Below are 19040 nucleotides of genomic sequence, written 5' to 3'. Positions count from 1 at the left end.
GTCAGAATGAATATTGGTATCTACATCTATGATGAGGCCGAAGTATTGGACTTCTCCGGCCCGTTTGAAGTTTTCAGCACGGCTAAACGCTTGGCCAGGAATGACTGGAATATTTTTTTTGTGGCTCAGAATGATGCGCTAGTGAATGCGCGCGGCAACTTTCTGGTTAACCCTCATTTCAGTTTTGCTGATCATCCGCAGATTGATTTATTGATCGTGGTCGGTGGGGTGCACACTTTTGAACTGGAAAAGCCGGCAGTGATCGACTGGATTCGACGCGTCTCTGCACAGGCCAGCCAGGTGGCCTCCGTGTGTACCGGCGCATTTCTGCTCGCTCAGGCGGGAGTTCTGACTGACCATCCGGTCACCACCCATTGGGAAGACATCGCTGATCTTAAAGCGAGGTTTCCGCAACTGGATGTCAAACAAAAGTGCCGCTGGGTTGTTGCTGATGAGCGGATTACCACGTCGGGGGGCATATCTGCTGGCATTGATATGAGTTTGTATCTGGTATCGAAACTGGCATCGCTGGCACTGGCAGAGCAAACGGCGCACCAGATGGAGTATGACTGGAATAAAACTCAGCCGTGAAGAAATCCTCTGCGTAGCGTATGCTTGAGATGGAAGTTTGTATTACTTGCCAACATGAAGGCGAGGGGAATGCCCGTGACAGGGGGTGGAAAATGAAAAACAAAGCGCTATTGATTATTGATGTTCAGGAGTCTCTGTTTGAGCAGGAGCCCAAGCCGTATGCCGCGAAAGAGGTGGTGCGTAATATTAATACTTTGAGTTCCTGGGCCAGAACGAAAGGTTACCCGGTTATCTTTGTTCAGCACGAAGAGCCGGAGTATGCCCAGTTGAAGTATGACAGTGAAGGCTGGCAACTCCAGCATGATATCCAGACCGAAGACGGCGATCTGTTTGTGCGTAAAACCACGCCAGATTCATTTCACCATACCGATCTGCGGGTTCTGCTCGAAGAGCAGGATGTGGATGAGTTGATTGTGTGCGGCTACGCTTCTGATTTTTGTGTCGATACCAGTGCCAGACGTGCGGCAGCTTTGGGTTACTCGATCATTGTGGCCACCGATGCCCATACTACGCACGATAAACCGCATGCTTCGGCAGAGCTGATTCGCCATCACCACTCTTATGTTTTGTCGCACATCTCCAGCTTTCGGGTCCCGATCAAAGCGATGACCACCTACGAAATCTGTCACTGAGGCCGGGCTTAACCGCCTGCTGGAAGGCGGATCTTTACTGCTTGTTCAAGATTCAGGCTTCACTCAGCAGACTTTCTAATAACGGCAGGCAGGCACGGGCGGCGTTGCTGTCGTTATTGACCTGAGCAGTCACTATCGCGCCTTCTTTCAACAGACACAGAGTATCGAGCAGACCTGGCTGCGCTTGCTGTTGTTGTGTAAGGCAGGATTGAATCAGGGTGCGAACTTTCTGTTTATGCTGCTGGCAAGTTTCTCTGAGCCCTTCAGCTTCCTGCCCATACTCCACTACGGTATTGATAAAAAAGCAGCCACGGAAGGGACTCAGCTGCTCAACCTCGCCATGTAACCAGCGATCCAAGGCAGTGAATAATCCTCTGATGGCAGGCAGCCCCGGTGAGTACTGTGCCATTTCTGCGCTTAACCAGTCAAAAAATAACGTGTCACGATGCTCCAGTGCGGCTGCGATCAGTTCTTCTTTACCAGCGAAATGGTGATAAAGCGTTTTTTTGGCGATACCGGACTGTTTGAGCACTTCATTGATGCCTACCGCGCGGATCCCGTGGCGGTAAAACAGGGTCAGAGCGGTTTCAATTAACAACTCTCGTTTATCATTCATCGGAGATTTCCTTTTAATGTCCTGATTAATCAGCACCAAATTTGTGGATAAAAGTATCTTGACACAGGTAGACCACTTTGTCTACTCTTGCTGGCAGACAGAGTGGTCTACCTAAAGGAAGCAAAAAATGAATCATATAAAATCAGCGTTATTGGCTGGTATCGCGGCGACATTCGCGATTGGAGTCTTATCCTATGCAGATGCATGGAGTGGTCATGGTCTGTGGCTAATGGCACCATTTGGTGCAACGGCAGTGTTGGTATTTGGGGTACCGGACAGTCCGTTAGCGCAACCAAAAAACGTCATTATCGGCCACCTGATCACGGCAACGATTGGCTTAGTGTTTGTGCATTTTGTACCGGTTGAGCCCTGGAGCTTGGCGTGTGCAACCGGGCTGGCCATCTCTGCGATGCTGGTGACCAAAACCACGCATCCGCCTGCTGGAGCGAATCCGCTGTTGATCATGCTGACAGGTCAAAGTTGGTCATTCCTGATTACACCTGTGCTGCTGGGCGCTGTGATTATTGTGTTGTGTGGCAAGTTGGCCAAACTGTGCCAAAACCGCACTCTGGCGGCGAGTAAAGCCTGATATGTGGCCAGCTGCCGTGTCGCTAAAGTAATACGATAGCGGTGCAGGCCTGGAGGGCTGAATTTGTATCGCCCTAAAAAGCGAAAGACTTCACTGCTTGTTTACTTCAACAGTGACTGTTTGCTTCAACAGTGACTGTTTTCTTCGACAGTGAGGTCTTTTGTTTCTGAAGCTTGGTGGAAAGGCTTAAAGGTGGGACACTTCAGAGCCAGATTTAACTGACGGCCTTGAGATTGGTTCTTAACCGATGACGGCGCTTTTTCAGGTAACGTTCAACCAGCTCAATGGTTTGTTCATCATGATCCAACCCGAGCTTGGTGCGGCGCCAGAAAAGGTCTTCTGCGCTGAACACCCATTCATGTTCCGCCAGATAATCGACTTCTATCTGATACAGGGACGGGCTGAAAGCCTGGCCCAGATCTTCTGGCTGACAGACTCCGGCGAGTAAACTACGGATACGGCTGCCGTAAGCGTTGAGCCAACGTTCCAGTAAACTTTCACCGATAAACGGATAGCGTTGTTTGCATTCTCTCAGCAGGCGATGGAAATTAAACTCTTCTCCACCAGGCAGTGGCGCCTGACTGGTCCAGTCCGGTTTCATGTGTGGGAAACAGGGTTGAAGTTGATGCATCGCGATTTCGGCCAGTTTACGGTAAGTGGTTAGCTTGCCACCAAAAACAGATAAGAGCGGGGCCTGGTTGTCCTTGTTATCAAATGCCAGAGTGTAGTCACGGGTGATGCGTTGTGGTGTGACAGCCTCATCATCCAGCAGGGGACGCACACCGCTAAATTCATGAATGATATCGTTTTTGCAGATGCTTTTAACAAAGTGCTGGTTCACGACGTCGATCAGGTACTGCTTCTCATCGTCGGAAATCCTGACCTGACGCGGATCGCCCTGGTATTCCACGTCGGTCGTGCCAATCATCGAATATTTGTCGAGATAAGGGACCACCACAACCAGTCGCTTGTCGAGGTTTTGCAGCACGTAGGCGTAGGGTTCGGAGTGAATCTTGGGGACAATAATATGCGACCCTTTCACCAGTCGGATACCGTAAGGGGAACTGAGGTGCAGGTGATCATGAAAAAAGCTGCGTACCCAAGGGCCGGTTGCATTCACCAATACCCGGCACTCGCGGTTAAATGAACGCTGATGACGTTCATCGAACAGTTCAACTTCCCATATGGAGCCGTTACGTTTCGCACCGACGACCCGGCAATAGTTGATCACTTCACTGCCCATTTCTTTGGCTTGCATAACATTGGCCAGTACCAGGCGCGCATCGTCCGCCCAGCAGTCGGAATATTCAAATCCGGTTGTGAGTTCCGGTTTGGTGACGGTACCGGCCGGTAAACGCACTTTGTGGCTACCTGGCAAAGAACTGCGGCGGCTGAGGCTGTCATACAAAAACAGCCCGGCACGCAGCAACCAGGAAGGCCGAAGAGACGGACGCAGGGGTAAGCGCAAGCGCATCGACTTAATGAGGTGCGGCGCTTTTTTTAAAAGAATTTCACGCTCGCTAAGGGCCTCACTCACTAAGCGAAACTCATACTGTTCAAGATAACGCAGACCGCCGTGAATCAGCTTCGAACTGGCTGATGAGGTTGCGCCGGCAAAATCCTGTGCATCGTAAAGACCCACGTTCAGCCCGCGCCCCGCAGCATCGGCAGCGATACCTGCACCATTAATACCGCCTCCGACTACGATGAGATCGAGGACCTTATTATGGGATTGAGGAGCTGAGCCCGGGATAGGTTCCATCAATGTGCTCTCCATGTACGTTGCGACTTTTTCACCTTTATCGCTAGCAAAGCATGCTCTGTGGTGAATGCTAGCCTGAGAATAAAGAGTTTTGATCTGGATCGAACAAACAGATCTGCTTTTGAGAGCTGACAATCTAAATTTCGCCGGCCTGCCAGACACCGTTTTGCAGGGCGAGCGCTAAATAGTGTTGCAATGAAAAAGAGAGCGATGCAATGAAAAAGCCCGCTCAGTGGCGGGCTTGGAACGATTTACATCTGAAAACGCTGAATTTACTTGTCGAATACTTCTTTGAAGTCGCGTTTCAGGATTGGATCGCGGCGTGCTTTTTTGATCTGTTTAACCATGTCTTTCACACAGTTATGCAGTACCTGGTCAAGCAACTGGGCACGGTACTCTTCCTTGTCCTGCTCGGTCATATCTTTAGGCAGGTTCAGAGTCGGGAACTCTTCCATTACGTTGATGCCGGCAAATGCCTGGCTTACAGAGATAAGCGCGTGGAACTGTTCAAAGTTATCGAGAATATTCTGCGCGCTGCCTGGCAGACTATCCCAAGCTTCACGCACCGCTTCTTCGGAAACTTCGTGAATAGAAGTCACCATGTGGAACATACCTTCTGGTACCTGATCAAATTCCAGTACCTGGCGCAATTCTGGAGAAATGGAATCCAGATCCACTTGTGGGGCTTCTGTTTGTGTAGTGTCTGACATGAAAAAGTTCTCATTGATGAAAACCGCAATGCTAAAAACTTATGGCGAAATGTCAATACAAGTCTCTAAATAAAGCAGTGAAAGCGTGACAAAGTTATGTTATAGCTAAGCATTGAATGGTATTGCACAGAGGTTAATATGGTGAGCACGGGTTCATCGATGAGAATTCTACTGGTAGATGATGTGCAGTTAGAACGCATGCAGCTCGCGATTCGCCTCAAGCAACTGGGCCACTCTGTCGAAGTTGCATCCAGCGGCCGTGAAGCGATGGAGGTTTTTGCGCGTTTTGATCCCGAGCTGGTCTTACTCGATGTCACTATGCCGGACATTGATGGATTTGAAGTGGCTCAGGAGCTGCGGAAACGCTATCAACAGGATTGGGTACCGATTATTTTCCTCAGTAGTCATGACGAACCCTCCATGATCGCTAAAGGAATCGACTCCGGTGGCGATGACTATCTTATCAAACCCGTTGATAAATTGGTGTTAAGCTCCAAACTACTGGCGATGCAGCGCATTGCCAGTATGCGCCGGGAATTAAAACGAACGTCAGCCAAGCTCGAAGAGCTGAACCTGCAATTACAGCATCAGGCCAACGAAGATGGCCTGACCAAAGTGTTTAACCGCCGTTTTATGGATGAAAAACTGGGTGAAATGCTGACCTGGCACGGGCGTCATAATATGCCACTGTCGTTGATTTTGTTCGATGTCGATCACTTCAAATTGTTTAATGACAACTACGGTCACATTGAAGGCGACCGCTGTTTACACACGTTGGCTCAGGCAGCCAACAAGCTGTTCTGTCGCAGTGGTGAATTCGTTGGCCGTTATGGCGGGGAAGAGTTTGTGATCATGTTGAGCAACACCGACCAGGAAAGCGCACGCGTTGCGGCGGAAAGGGTGCAGGACGCGATTGAACATATTCACTATCCACATAATTTCAGCCCGGTGGCCAGCCATGTCACCTTATCTCAGGGCGTAGTGACTGTGACGCCTAATGGCAGTGAAACCCTGACCGGAGTCTATCAAGGAGCGGATCAGGCGCTGTATCAGGCCAAAAGCCAGGGCCGTAACCGTTACGTTCAGACTGTGCTGGGAGCGGGTTAACGCAGGGTTATACTGCGAATAACTTTAGTCATCCCAACGCCGCCAATAGCCGAAAGCCGTTAAACATAAGTTAGCCGACAGCAGTTAAACATAAGTTCCGGTCTATCCAAACCATGGATGCACAGTTCAGGCGCATAAAAAAATCCAGGTGTATCGCTACACCTGGATTTTTACTCTGAATGCTTACCAGACAGGCTGGTGAGCTGAATATCCGCTGATTGAGATAATAAGCCCCAGCAAAGTTAACGCCAGTCATCATCCATAAAGGTGCGGCCTTCAAGCGAATAGGGATCTTCGTCAAATGGATGCTCTACTTTGCCACGCAGGCGTTCGAGCTTTTGTTCCAGCATATTGACGGTATCAAAATCCCCTTCAGAGCATGCCACGTAGATTTGCTGCTCCAGCGCATCAATACTGTCTCGAATGTTCATCTCGCACCTCCTGTTAGTTAAACGTGAGTTGAGATTCATCATCGGTTCTCAAATCTATTGTAGTCCAGCAGGCCGAATTCGATAGGCTGGTGTTGTTTGTACCAGGCATGAACTCTATCGCTGAACGGCCAGAAGCGTGGCGAACTACGACGAACTGCAAACCGATCCAGAAGCTTGATGTAGTCGTCTTCACTATTTAGTGTCTGTAGGCGCTGCACAAGTTCCGGAATCTCGCTTTCTTTGAGACTTAGGTACGCAGCCGGATAGCTTCCGATCACACCGCGTACGATCGTGAGATCATCATTTTTGTAGTCCCGATTGTTCTCTTCGTCAAATAAACTAGAGATATTGCTGTGCGCGTTTTTGTGCAGAATCGTGAAAAGTTGCGACGGGCCGTTGTCAGTATCAATCATCGCCATGATGATTTGCGGCATCGAACGCAGACCTTCTCCCTTGATATGACTGATGCTGGCCAGCGCTTTTTCATGCGCAGATGTAAATCCGGTATCAACAATATCGTAACGATGGCTCAGTACCGGCTGCACTTTGTCAATTAGCTTGTCATACAGCTCTGATTTGTAGTCAGTGGTCTTGTACTGTACCTGAGTCGGCTGGTCGAACGGTTTCACGTTACGCAGCAGGAAGTTTGAGAATTGTTTGCTCTGGTCCGCATACCAGCTCGACATCTCTTTGTGACGCATGCTGCGCGGTAGCAGGGCGACAAAGTTACTTTCGCCTTCCATACGCAGGAAGTCCATAAACATACGGGTCATCAACTGATGTCCGAAGTTACCGTAAACGTCAAACCCTGCCACCAGCAGGTAGTGGATACGTTCCAGCAGAGCGTAGTCAATCACCCAGGCTGTTTTGGGTTTTTCGCCAACCAGGCCCTGTACAACCGACGCACTGTCAAAATGACGCATAATGGTCAGTGCTGCGTTCGGGTTCGTGCCGTTACCATCCCAGATCACATCGGTCGTCAGGTGTTTACCGTCTTTAAACCAGCGGTTGGTAAACTCGGATTTGGCTTCCAGATAATGGGCTTGCTGGTTAGAGAAACGGATCCAGTTACTGAGCGGCAGAGTATTACTTTCCAGTTCTGCCGGCAGCTTGAGGTTTTCAGCCTGATCGCGGTAAAACTCATTGACCTCCGGCATGTCTGCTTTGTCCGGGTCAAGGAAGAAGACCCAGAAACGATCATTAATCACGTTAAGCGCCAACTGACCACGACACACCGGGCCTTTGATGAAGGACATAATGGTGTTCTGTGCATTATCGAGCATGAACTTAAAGCGTGCTTTTACCGGCAATTCGATAAATGAAGTCATCGGGTTGGCAGCCACAGAAGGATCGTAGCTTGGCAACGCGGTGACTTTATAATCCGCATCGATAAACCATTCACGCCAGTGTTTCATGCGTTCCATGTTCAGTGCGTACGGCATGTGGGTTTTATCCACCGTGGTGCCTTGCTCTGGGATCAGGCGGTAGTAAACACGGTCAACTCCCGGATCGTCATATGGGCGCCGCGTACTGATACGTTTAACCGGTTGTCCGGGTGGTGTTGCAGAGCGGACCAGATTAAAGAAGCGAGGGGTTTCGCCTGGTTTGGTGATGTCGGAAAAATAAAGGTGTGACAGGAACAGGTGTTCGTAAATGTAACGACCGACAACACGGTTCTTAAGCAAATCTTGATTAAACAGACTTTCGTAATGATTGACCAATGCCTGTTGTTCCATCGTCAGCGGGATATGTTCATTCATCACGCCGCCATTTTTCAGCCAGGTCATCAGAGTATTGTATTCCGAGGACTCCAGGTTTGGCATACCAAACGGCATTCCCCAGTTCGGATAATCTTTCTGGTAAGCCTCGTGCTCTTCAAGTGTGACACATTGTTGCTCACGATCAATTGAGAAATCGAAGCCTTCCAATTGATCCTGCTGAGGTAACGGATGCAGCTCTTTTTGCTTGAGCATACGAGCCATCAGACCGGCCTGAATGTTGGCCTCAGGTGACTGGATGCGCTCATTAAGCACCGGATGAAAGTTGAAGTCGCGCCATTCTTCGGTCAGTTGGGCATCCTCAAACAAACGGGTCGGTGTCGCTGCCGTCAGACGGGTACCATGGTAAACCATGTCTTTACTGCCACCACGGTCGATACCTTCGACAGAAGACATTTTAAGCTGACAGGGAGCATCGTAACAGGCATGACAAACCACACAGCGTTTATCAATGATCGGTTTGACCTGATCGAGAAAGAAATGCGCCTGGGCTGATTCAATCGGCGCTTGTCGAGCGCGGACCTCTTCATCACCAAACATCTGATCGAAGTTAAAACCGGCCAACACTGCACAGCCGTAGAACAAAGGCACCAACGCAACGACGAATAATTTTCTTAATTTCATTCGGCTAACTTATTGATTAATCGTGCAGTAATTAAAGCAAAAAGCGACAAAGATCACCATTTTTTTCTGCATTTAGTGATTTACGTAGCAGACAGAAAACGGCACTTTGAGTTGCTCAAACCGGGCCATCCAGCGCCATTGATTGTCCTGCAATTTGTCGCCCGGGCCTTTCACTTCAATCCATTCAAACTGACCTTCTTTAAAGGCAATCAAGTCGGGCATGCCATTGCGATAGAGTTTTAAATCACTGAGCATTATCTCGAATAATCCGGCCAGGATGTCAGGTTCAATACACTGATCAGTAAGTTCAAACAAGGTCTTATCCCATCCGGCCCAAAACACAAATGGGTTAGCCAGCGAGAATTTAGTTTGCCAAAGCGCCCACAATGGCATGACGCCTTCATTACGCAGGCGGGTGATGGCCTGTTCTATCCAGAATTTACGTTTGCTGACAAAATCGCTGTGATAGAGATCGAGCGGGCGATATTGATAACGGTTGATGAAAGCGCCCTCTACAGGAGCAAATATCGCGTCCCAGAACGTGAGGCCAAACAGCGTATTCAGAAACTGGTTCTCCAGATAATAAACCTGATAACCTTCACTCTCTAATTGTTGCTTGACCGCTAATTCGACCCGTTGCTGTGTCAGGTCGAGTTGTAACTGGCGGGTAGGGTAGACAGGTTTACTTTCCCGCGCCACTTTATGGCCTTCGAGGCGCAGCAGGCGTTTGTGCAGTTTTAGAGCGATTTCGTATTCAGAGTAATTGAGCGGTTGTGCAAACATGGTTTCAACAACGTCGCGCATTGGCTGCGTTTGCTCAAGTTTTTCATAGATACGAGCCTGACGCTCACGTGATGGAATCACTTCGGTTTGCTGGTAAATGGCGAGTGCTTTATCCAGACATTGCTGACGTTCATAGTCGCGTGCGATCTGGTTTAACTGGTGCTGTCTGCGCCGCTCGATATAAGCATGTATACCAGGTTGAGGAAGTTGCGATAACAGCTTGTCTAACATCGTTTCATCGGGCTTGGGGTGTGCATCGTAATGTGCCTGGATACGGCGCAATACGAACAGGTGGTCTACCTGCTGACGGGTTTGAAAGAAGCGACGTTCTTTACTCAGCGGATAACTCTCAAAGTTGTTTAAACCCAGGTCATCGAGGACAAATTGCGCGAAGGTTTGTCGTGTATTGGCGAAAAACAAGATCAACAACAGCTCAATAATGTCACTCTGATTGAGATGGATAATGTCAAAGCTCAGTTCTGGTACATTTTCGATCGGCGCTACCTTCAAGGCTTCGATAAGCTGCGGCTTGCGTAATGATCTGCCCAGCTGTGGATAGAGCGTCACAATGTCCGCTTTAGTGAGGAGCTCCCGGGCGACCACCACGGCATCTAGCTCAGGATTGAGGCTGATAAAACCTGCCCGGGCAAGTTCATTCAGTGCATTTGCCTGGTGACTTATTTCTGCATAGTTGAGCTTATCGCTGCGAAACCACTGCCCCTTTCGAGATAGCAGGCGAACCAGCATGCACTGTGCGTCGTGGCTCAGACGGTGAAAGTCGTGACACCATTCAAGCTCTGCCGGTCGCAGTAAGTCCGCATACCACTCCAGCGCATGTGAGAGCAGCTTATGGAAGTTAGTCAGATAGTAATCGTCAGGCAGAACAGGTAAAGGTTGCATAATCAGTCAGGCAGTCAATGGGTAAATCTAGAGTAGCCCTATTTGTTAGCGATGAAAATATCTGGGGAGTCAGGAAGCCGGAAGGGTATGCAGATGAAATATTAGGGTGACGATGAGCGAACACGTTTGCCTTCAGCGTTACGGAACCGCTCTCTGGAGTGGCAAAGAAAAGTGGCGACTCATCTGTATAGCGGTGATTAAGTTCTAAACCGGTAACTAAGCTTTAAATCAGTAATCTTAGAAAAACTGTGCGGTACGTCTAAAAGCTAACCAATTGATGTTTAATTGATTATTAACTATGCAAACAGTCTGGATTTGATAAAAAACGGTTTTCTTTTTCCATGGTTGTGGCATAGTAACTCCATCACTTCGATGCGCGGGCATCGTATAATGGCTATTACCTCAGCCTTCCAAGCTGATGATGCGGGTTCGATTCCCGCTGCCCGCTCCAAGCTTTTCCTTCTTTACAATTTATACCTTTCAATTGTGACAATATACACTCCTATGTGTATCCTCATCTGTTCGTTTTTCGTTCTGGCTGACTGGCATAAAAACCGATGCTGTTGATTGACACGCGGTACCGATCACCCCACGGTGACGTCACGCCCTGGCCCAATTAAGTATACGTATTACTAGGGCGTACCTTCATTGCTACTACGATATCATTGCGCAGGAAATCAACGACTTCTGGCTTTTTCACATCGTGATCAGTCGCTTGAACTGATGTCACCAAGCTATTCATCTAGAGCTAGCATCGTTGCCTGGTACAACAGGTGCGTATTTAGTGTAGTGGCGATAGTTAGACGCTTTTTCTTGGGCAAACTATAATTTAGGAAGTTTTAGCTGGTTGTAATTGACGTTTCAGGTGCACGTTATGCCGAATCCATTGTTCTCGAAAAAAGCCCTTGCTGATGATTCATCGACTCAGATAAGTAATGCAAGACAGGAAGCTACGCAGTTGCCCTGGAAAGTGGCGTTGATTGATGATGAGGATGACGTTATCACCGTATCTGAAATGGTGTTAAAGCGGGTATTAGTCGATAGCCGGCCTCTGGAGTTTCTGAAAGCGCGCTCGGCGCAAGAAGCGAAGCATTTGTTTGAGCAGCATTCCGATATTGCCCTTGCTCTGGTGGATGTGGTGATGGAGAGTGATCATGCCGGACTGGAGCTGGTTAAGTGGATTCGAGAGCGTAATACCTCAACGCGCCTGGTGTTGCGTACCGGGCAACCCGGTGAAGCACCGGAAGAAGAAGTGATTCGTGACTATGATATCAATGATTATTTGGATGTCTACGTTGCTACATACGTTTGATGTTAGTAGTGTTGCTTGCTTTCGCCGACCACGCTTTGGGGCCGGCCCTACACTCTTTCTTTGACTTTAAAGTGAATGGTAAACTTGACGCCTTCATTTTCCTGACTGCAGCACTCGATAGAGCCATGCAGTGCGTTTTTGACGATATTGTAGGTAACATTAAGCCCGAGCCCCGAGCCCCGTGCCGCCACTGGTCGTGAAGAATGGATCAAAAATTTTAGATAAGTTTTGTTTGCTGATCCCTTTGCCGTCGTCTTGGTATGTCAGCACAAAAGTGTTGTCGCCGTTATCACGGACCGTTATCGCAATCTTGCCGTGATCTCTGCCAATAAACCCATGTTGTATCGAGTTGACAATCAGGTTGGTGAGTACCTGAGAAATAAGGCCGGGATGGGTAATGACATTAAAGTGCGGATCACAGTCGATAGTGATGGTCGCATTCGCCTTGCGCGTAACGGAACTGAGGCTGAAGACAATTTCTTCCAGATACTGCTTGAGGTTGATGCTACGTTCTTCCTGGCTGGTCTGATCAACGGCAATTTGTTTGAATCCGCGAATAAGTTGTGCGGTGCGGTCCAGGTTTTTATGCACGATTTTAGACAGATCGCTACTGGTGGCAAGAAACTCCTCAAAGACAGATTCATCCAGTTCGCCGTTTTGATACCGCTTGCGTATGGCTTCATTTTCTTCCATTAGCTGGGTAATTCCCATTAGTCCCACACTGACCGGCGTATTGATTTCATGTGACACTCCAGCCACCAGAACGCCTAAACTGGCCAGCTTCTCGGACTCAATCAGTTGATCTTGTGTTTGCTGCAGGTCTTTGAGCATCTGTGCAAGTTCGTTATTGGATTGGTCTAGTTCGGCATTGCGTTCATAAAGCTGCAGTTCTAACTGTTTTTTTTCAGAAATATCCCGAACAACGGCGTAAACTGCGTCTGAGGCATTTAATCTCACTTTGGTGATGATGACTTCTGTCCAAAACAGCGTGCCGTCAACTTTGCGGTGTATCCACTCAAACCTATCGCTGCCTTCGTTCATTAAATTTTGTATCTTTGCGTCTGCCATCGTTTTTGAGGAGCGACCGTTGGCCTGAAATTCTGGTGAGATGTCTGTCGGGTGCAGGCCAATGACCTCTTCCTTCCTGGTAAAACCGAGCATGTCGAGAATGGCTTGATTACAGTCGATATAGTGCTGGTTGGCGTCGAAAATGCTCAGACCATCCAAGGATTCATTAAACAGGGTTTCAAAGGTTTTTTTCTGTTCCGCCAGTTTTAATTCAAGATCTTTTTTCTCAGTGATATTGCGCCAGTTAGCATGGACAACCACATCACCATTCAATACCATTTTGGTGATTATGACTTCACACCAAAATGGCTCGCCAGTTAATTTTTGGTGTATCCATTCAAAACGTACACTACCTTCCTCGTAACAGCGGTTGATGTATTCCATGCCTTTTTCTACCGAAGTTCGGCCATCAAATTGATATTCCGGTGAGAAGTCGAATGGAGTCAGGCCAAGAAATTGTTCTTTTGTTTGTAAGCCCACCAACTCCAGCATGGATTGATTACAATCGACGAAGACGCCGTCTTTAAAGATGGCAAGGCCATCTTTGGAATGTCTGAATACGGTTTCAAACCCGGTTTGCTGCATGTCTACCTGATTCATATTACCTTAATCCTTAAGCGCAGAATTGCGGTGGTTGACTCTTAATCAAGCTAGCAAAGAAAGAACAGAATTTCATATAAACCGCTGCAAAAGAGGGGGTATTGAACTGCAAATCAGCGGATTCCACCGGCAATTACTTTACACAAATGGGTGTGAGGATAGGCGCGGTTCACCGGCATGTTTTTCAGTTCGGCGCACACGGCCTCGACATTGTGCGTTGAGCGATGGCACAGCAGACCGACGGTGGTGCCACTGTGGGCAATGTTGATCCCGTACAGATCATGTTTTTCCACCAGTTGTAATAGCGCAGAAAATTGTGGTTTGGCAATGATATGTTGGCTTTCTATCGCGCTGGTGGTCGCGGCGTGGCCAAGTTGATAGAGATCCTGCGAGCGCAGTGCTTGTGCAAATTGCACGACCGAGTGTTGTAGCTGAGCGCCGGAGCGTTGCAGCTGGTTCTGGCGCGCGATTCGGTGATAGCTGGCGGTACACAACTGATGTGTGCTTTCCAGCACCAGAACATCAAGATTGTTTACCGTATCGAACTGTTCAGTCACGGCTCCGCGGTGATGATCAAACAGGGTGAAGCGGCTGAACATGGTGCTGTCGCTGGGCTCGATTTGCACGCACAGCGCGGCCAGTTCGGATTCGGATATGGCTTGGCGATAATGACGATAGGTGGCGGCGATGGTGGCGGCAATATCCGCCGTACTGCTTGCCATGCCTTTAGCGACCGGAATGGTGGAGTCGAATTCGATTTTAAGGCCATCACTCTCACTGGCCGGAATATCAAGAGATTGCAGGGCGAGCTCAAGCGCTTGCCTCATCCGCGGGCGCTGACGGCTGCTGGCGGCATTGCCTTGAGTGACGCTCACGGTACTAAACCAGTCAATCGGGCAGGAAATCAGTTTTTCGCTGCCACCAATCCAGCCTTGAATAAATTCACCGCACGACGCCGGGCAACGGGCTTCAGCCATGGGATAATACCTTCTGCAGCGCGTGAATCAGACGCTGGTTATCTGCATGGGATTTAATCGCAACGCGATAAAAAGCATCACTCAGGCCAATATAGTTGGCGCAACTGCGAATCAGAATGCCGTGGCGCATCAGGTCGTGCTGCAGTGACGAAGTAGGGTTTAGATGTTTGAAAAACAGGTAGTTGGCACTGGGCGCAAACAGTTGCAGCGGCTTAAACCGGGCCAGTTCCGTTTGCAGGTATTTCTGCTCTCGTGCCAGCCATTGATAGGTAGCCTGGCAATAGGTGTCATCTTCAAACAAGATCTCGCCGGCCAGAGCAGCCAAAGCGTTTATGGTCCACGGTTCGCGTTCGTCCCTGATTTCAGCCAGCAAAGTTTGATCGGCAGAAAGCAGATAGCCAAGCCGCAGGCCTGGCAGCGCATAAAATTTGGTTAGCGAGCGCAGCACGTACAGGTGCGGATTATCTGCCAGACACTGGCTCAGGCTTGGTTGATTTGGCATGAAATCAATAAACGACTCGTCAACGAACAGGCGTATATTGAGCTGCCGGCAGCGGTCAACAATCGCGCTTAATAACTCACGATCGGGCATCAGCCCGGTCGGATTATTCGGCGTGCAAATGAACAGGCAGTCCAGTTCGCCGTGCAGCGCATCCAGCACGCGCTCAGTGACGGCAAAACCGTCCTCTTCACGTAAGACATAATTGTCGATCGCACAGCCAACCCGGCTCAGGGCGCGGCGATATTCGGCGAAGCTGGGTTCAATCAGCAGCGCTGTTTTAGGCTTGACATATTGGGCCCAGAGAAAGATCAGTTCGGTCGCACCGTTACCGGGTAGCACCCAGTGAGCAGGGCAGTCATGGTGGGTTGCGAGTGACTGGTGTAGCTTGAGGTATTCGATGTCCGGATAATGCTGCAGGCAATCCAACTGGCTGACAATCGCGTCACGAACCTGCGGCGGTATACCGAGCGGATTGATATTTGCGCTAAAATCAATCACCTTCGTCGGGTCGAGATTAAATTGTTCTGCCATTTGCAGTACGTTACCACCATGTTGTCCGCTTTTCGCCATACTTACCTTCAATCTTTATCTTATCCGTTGTCATGGATGTGGAGCTGTACCGGATAGCACAACCGGGATTCCACCAACGGCTCAATCCTGAGCGGCGTAGCGTACAACTGCCACTGACGGAAGAAAAGAATTTATCGGCTTAAAGCGTGATATAGCGGACCAGAGATGAACAATGGTATTGATGTGATGCAGTTTCGCCTGCGGTACAGTATTTAAGATTGAACTCGTTACCTGAACTCTGTAGTTTAGCCACTTTCTGATGGCTTTATCGCTGATACGACAAGGCGTTAGCGGACAAGTAATGATCCTGGAACATAATTATGACAGCAATTTTAATTGCCGGAACCAACAGCGGCAGCGGCAAAACAACCACCACACTCGGTATCCTCAAAGCGTTATGTCTGCGCGGACTGAAAGTCCAGCCGTTTAAGGTCGGACCCGATTACATTGATACTGCGTGGCACAGTAAAGTGGTGGGAACGCAATCTCACAACCTGGATGAATTTATGCTGCCGCCACGCGAATTGCGGGCTCTTTATCAGCAGCAAACGGTGGATAAAGACATTGCTGTTATCGAAGGTGTTATGGGCTTTTATGATGGCTTTGGCACTGATCCTTATTACTGCAGCAGTGCCGGTATGGCGCGTACTCTGGGCTGTCCGGTAATCCTGGTGCTGGACGGTAAAGCTATGTCGACTTCGGCTGCGGCGATTGTCAAAGGCTTTGAGTTGTTTGCTGAGGACATCAATATTGCTGGCGTCATCTTTAACCAGGTCAATACCGAAAACCACTACCAATTGCTGAAAAATGCGGTGGAGACTTATTGTAATGTGCGTGTATTGGGCCGTTTGCCGAAACTGGCGGAAGTCGAACTGCCTTCACGTCACCTTGGCCTGGTCACGGTACACGAATCACCGGACATGACGGAGATGTGGAACCGGCTGGCAGCGGCGGTGGAAGAGTACATCGACATGGATGCGTTGCTGGAAGTGGCGCAAACCGCGGCCACAGCGCAGTCGGATGAGGCGGGCACAGAGCCCGGTGTGCTGGCTAGTGTGGCAGGGATTGGTGCGGGGCTGACTATCGCTATTGCGCGCGATCAGGCGTTCAACTTCTATTATCAATCCAATTTGGATCTGCTGGCACAAACCGGGGCCACGCTGTGTTATTTCAGCCCGATGCATGATGCGCAATTGCCTGAGTGCGACATGGTTTATCTGGGCGGCGGGTATCCGGAGTTGTATGCCGAAACGCTGGCTGCCAACGTGTCGATGCGTGAATCTATTTTACGTGCCCATCAGGCCAACGTGGCCATTTATGCCGAATGTGGCGGCCTGATGTATCTGGGCAGCAGCTTACGTGACAAAGAAGACAACGTGCACGCGATGGCTGGCGTACTGGATGGTCACAGCCATATGACGGCGAGGTTGCAGCGCTTCGGGTACTGCTGCGCTGCGGCGAAAACGGATACTTTACTATGTAAAGCCGGGCAGGAGTTACGCGGTCACGAGTTTCATTACTCCGACTTTGAATCGGACTTGCCAACAGCGTTTGTACTGAGTAAACGTCGCGAGGGTGAAATCTTATCTGAATGGCATGGCGGTTATCAGCAAGGCAATACATTAGCCATGTATTTGCATCTGCATTTTGCCCAGTCGCCCGATATTCTCAAACAGTGGATCGCGCGGGGTCGCAAGCAATGATTTCGCTGGCGGTCTGTATTGGCGCCTTTGTTCTGGATGTGCTGCTGGGCGATCCTGTCAACTGGCCGCATCCCATCCGCTGGATTGGCAACACCATCAGTCGCAGTGAGAAAATGCTGCGGCGTTGGTTTACCAGCCCGGCGCAACTCTATATAGCGGGTGGACTGCTGTGGATTATGGTAGTCGGAGCCAGTGCTGCGGTCACCTGGTTCGCCATCTGGGCAGTGTTTCAAATTCACTGGTTAGCGGGCAGCGTGCTGCAATTGTGGCTGGCGTTTACGGTATTAGCTGGCAAGTGTTTGCAGGACTGCGCACTGGATGTGCTCGAACCGTTACGGCGCGGTGATATCGCTGAAGCAAGAATAAAGCTTTCTTATATTGTGGGGCGTGATACGCGTTCGCTGGATAACGAACAAATTACCCGGGCCACAGTAGAAACCGTCGCGGAAAATACGGTAGACGGTATTATCGCACCGCTGTTTTACCTGTTTATCGGCGGCGTACCGCTGGCAATGGCTTACAAAGCAGTGAATACGCTGGATTCCATGGTCGGGTATAGAAATGAGCGTTATCGTGAATTGGGCTGCGTGTCGGCCCGGATTGACGATGTGGCCAATTTCATTCCTGCCCGACTAACCTGGCTGTTGTTCAGCGCTGCGGCCTGGTTACAGAAACAGGATTATAAAGCGGCGTTTGTCATTGGCTGGCGTGACCGTTATCAACATAAAAGCCCGAACTGCGCCTGGTCGGAAGCAGCGGTTGCCGGTGCGCTTGGTATTCGTCTTGGTGGCCCGAATCAATATTTTGGTGAATGGGTCGCTAAACCTTGGATAGGTGATGCCAAACGGGCCATTGAAGCTGAGGATATTGTACGGTCAATTCGTTTGATGAAAGCAGCGGCCTGGATTGCTTTGGTGCTGTTCAGCGCGTGTTATCTGCTGTGGTCATTTTTGCCAGTCAATTGACCTTTCATACGTTCGGTATGTGTGCAGAGAGGACTGTTTTCCGCGAACAGAAAACGGCAAAAAAAACGCCAGTGAAAACTGGCGTGTACCGAATATAGTGGTGTGGAAAAGGACATGGACCTTTAATGGAGTATGCGTAAACAAGACGAATGCTTAAGCGGTTTCCAATTTATCCTTGCTCTCTTACACAAATGTTACTGATTTAATAAGCTTTTATTGCTTAATCCGCTTTTCGGTATTTATGCAGCAGATCGAGCGGAATATGGCAGTAGTCACCAGGATGCAAGGTGAGACGATCCTGATGTTCCTCATCGCTCTTGACGAAATTGGTCAGTGGCAGAATTTCCACCATAATCTTATCGGCATCCTCCCGTGCTGCGATGAACTCTGCCGCCAGCTCTAAATGCTGCGGATTGACACTGTATACGCCGGTACGATACTTTTCACCGACATCGATACCTTGTTTATTGACACTATAAGGGTCAATGATTTCAAAGAAATAGCCCATCAGCTGCGTGACTGATACTTGGGACGGGTCGAATTGGGTGCGCACGCACTCTGAATAACCGTCATACTCGCCGGCAGTATCGCTGGCGGTGCCATTAGCACGACCGGCTTCGGTATGAATGACGCCCGGCAGGTGACGAATAAATTCCTGCACGCCCCACAGACAGCCGCCTGCGAAATAAATTTCTTCCATTGTTTGGATACACTGAGTCATGGATTTGGTCGACAGACTGTATCAAAAACTGGCACGGCCGCAATGGGGACAGCCCTTGAATGCGGTATTATTGTACAGGCAAGGGCTTGCTGAGGGAGT

17 protein-coding genes and 1 tRNA gene are annotated in these 19040 nt (G+C 49.4%); 8 read left to right on the top strand and 10 right to left on the bottom strand.

The genetic code is table 11. The annotated features are described in order from the left end of the window. The first annotated feature begins 6 nt into the window (after positions 1-6). Positions 7-591 carry a DJ-1/PfpI family protein gene (locus E6C74_RS13070; protein ID WP_136485883.1) on the top strand — a complete coding sequence of 195 codons (585 nt, stop codon included), beginning with the start codon at positions 7-9 and terminating at the stop codon, positions 589-591. A gap of 92 nt (positions 592-683) precedes the next feature. Beyond that, the gene (locus tag E6C74_RS13065) at positions 684-1223 is read left to right on the top strand and encodes a cysteine hydrolase family protein (protein ID WP_136485881.1); all 540 of its coding nucleotides are present in this window, start codon (positions 684-686) and stop codon (positions 1221-1223) included. 52 nt (positions 1224-1275) lie between these two features. Here the strand turns inward: E6C74_RS13065 and E6C74_RS13060 are convergent, their stop codons facing one another. Next, the gene (locus tag E6C74_RS13060) at positions 1276-1839 is read right to left on the bottom strand and encodes a TetR/AcrR family transcriptional regulator (RefSeq protein WP_136485879.1); all 564 of its coding nucleotides are present in this window, start codon (positions 1837-1839) and stop codon (positions 1276-1278) included. Positions 1840-1966: 127 nt separating this feature from the next. Between E6C74_RS13060 and E6C74_RS13055 the strand changes: the two genes are divergently transcribed. After that, positions 1967-2428, top strand: coding sequence for an HPP family protein (locus E6C74_RS13055; RefSeq protein ID WP_136485877.1), 462 nt, complete (start codon positions 1967-1969; stop codon positions 2426-2428). Between the two features lie 214 nt (positions 2429-2642). Here the strand turns inward: E6C74_RS13055 and glpD are convergent, their stop codons facing one another. After that, entirely contained in the window at positions 2643-4190 is a 1548-nt protein-coding gene (gene glpD / locus E6C74_RS13050) for a glycerol-3-phosphate dehydrogenase (protein ID WP_136485962.1), read from the bottom strand. A 272-nt stretch (positions 4191-4462) separates the two neighbouring features. Continuing rightward, positions 4463-4900 (bottom strand): DUF3069 domain-containing protein, encoded by a 438-nt coding sequence (locus tag E6C74_RS13045; protein ID WP_136485875.1) that lies wholly within the window; start codon positions 4898-4900, stop codon positions 4463-4465. Positions 4901-5038: 138 nt separating this feature from the next. On the opposite strand from E6C74_RS13045, the gene E6C74_RS13040 reads away from it, so the two are divergent. Then, complete coding sequence (locus E6C74_RS13040; RefSeq protein WP_136485873.1) at positions 5039-6007, top strand: diguanylate cyclase; 969 nt, start codon at positions 5039-5041, stop codon at positions 6005-6007. A 242-nt stretch (positions 6008-6249) separates the two neighbouring features. Here E6C74_RS13040 and E6C74_RS13035 read toward each other — a convergent pair whose 3' ends face one another. The 3 genes from E6C74_RS13035 to E6C74_RS13025 form a co-directional block, all read right to left on the bottom strand. Further along, on the bottom strand, positions 6250-6438 hold the full coding sequence (locus tag E6C74_RS13035; protein WP_136485871.1) for a hypothetical protein: 189 nt from the start codon (positions 6436-6438) through the stop codon (positions 6250-6252). Between the two features lie 38 nt (positions 6439-6476). Beyond that, positions 6477-8840 carry a fatty acid cis/trans isomerase gene (locus tag E6C74_RS13030; RefSeq protein ID WP_136485868.1) on the bottom strand — a complete coding sequence of 788 codons (2364 nt, stop codon included), beginning with the start codon at positions 8838-8840 and terminating at the stop codon, positions 6477-6479. A 72-nt stretch (positions 8841-8912) separates the two neighbouring features. Beyond that, on the bottom strand, positions 8913-10523 hold the full coding sequence (locus tag E6C74_RS13025) for a VRR-NUC domain-containing protein (protein ID WP_136485866.1): 1611 nt from the start codon (positions 10521-10523) through the stop codon (positions 8913-8915). 376 nt (positions 10524-10899) lie between these two features. On the opposite strand from E6C74_RS13025, the gene E6C74_RS13020 reads away from it, so the two are divergent. Beyond that, positions 10900-10974 (top strand) — tRNA-Gly (locus E6C74_RS13020). Positions 10975-11397: 423 nt separating this feature from the next. Beyond that, positions 11398-11835 (top strand): response regulator, encoded by a 438-nt coding sequence (locus E6C74_RS13015; RefSeq protein WP_136485864.1) that lies wholly within the window; start codon positions 11398-11400, stop codon positions 11833-11835. Positions 11836-11994: 159 nt separating this feature from the next. Here the strand turns inward: E6C74_RS13015 and E6C74_RS13010 are convergent, their stop codons facing one another. From E6C74_RS13010 to cobD, 3 genes are all read right to left on the bottom strand, one after another. Further along, entirely contained in the window at positions 11995-13503 is a 1509-nt protein-coding gene (locus E6C74_RS13010) for a PAS domain-containing sensor histidine kinase (protein ID WP_136485862.1), read from the bottom strand. A 113-nt stretch (positions 13504-13616) separates the two neighbouring features. Continuing rightward, positions 13617-14480, bottom strand: coding sequence for a GHMP kinase (locus E6C74_RS13005; protein ID WP_136485860.1), 864 nt, complete (start codon positions 14478-14480; stop codon positions 13617-13619). Then, on the bottom strand, positions 14473-15552 hold the full coding sequence (gene cobD / locus E6C74_RS13000; protein WP_136485858.1) for a threonine-phosphate decarboxylase CobD: 1080 nt from the start codon (positions 15550-15552) through the stop codon (positions 14473-14475). Before cobD ends, E6C74_RS13005 begins: the two co-directional genes overlap by 8 nt. Before the next feature lie 320 nt (positions 15553-15872). Between cobD and E6C74_RS12995 the strand changes: the two genes are divergently transcribed. Together E6C74_RS12995 and cbiB are read left to right on the top strand one after the other, a co-directional pair. Next, positions 15873-17255: a cobyrinate a,c-diamide synthase gene (locus tag E6C74_RS12995; RefSeq protein ID WP_136485856.1), complete on the top strand. Its 1383-nt coding sequence runs from the start codon at positions 15873-15875 to the stop codon at positions 17253-17255. Beyond that, complete coding sequence (cbiB, locus tag E6C74_RS12990) at positions 17252-18220, top strand: adenosylcobinamide-phosphate synthase CbiB (protein ID WP_136485853.1); 969 nt, start codon at positions 17252-17254, stop codon at positions 18218-18220. The genes E6C74_RS12995 and cbiB overlap by 4 nt, the downstream gene beginning before the upstream one ends. Before the next feature lie 220 nt (positions 18221-18440). On the opposite strand, the gene E6C74_RS12985 is transcribed toward cbiB, so the two are convergent. Further along, the gene (locus E6C74_RS12985) at positions 18441-18920 is read right to left on the bottom strand and encodes a peptide-methionine (S)-S-oxide reductase (RefSeq protein ID WP_136485851.1); all 480 of its coding nucleotides are present in this window, start codon (positions 18918-18920) and stop codon (positions 18441-18443) included. Positions 18921-19040 lie beyond the last annotated feature (120 nt).

The organism is Vibrio sp. H11 (assembly GCF_004804295.1).
Classification (GTDB): Bacteria; Pseudomonadota; Gammaproteobacteria; order Enterobacterales; family Vibrionaceae; genus Vibrio; species Vibrio ostreae.
Note: the sequence above shows the minus strand (reverse complement) of the source record. Positions and strands in the feature narration are given on the sequence as shown.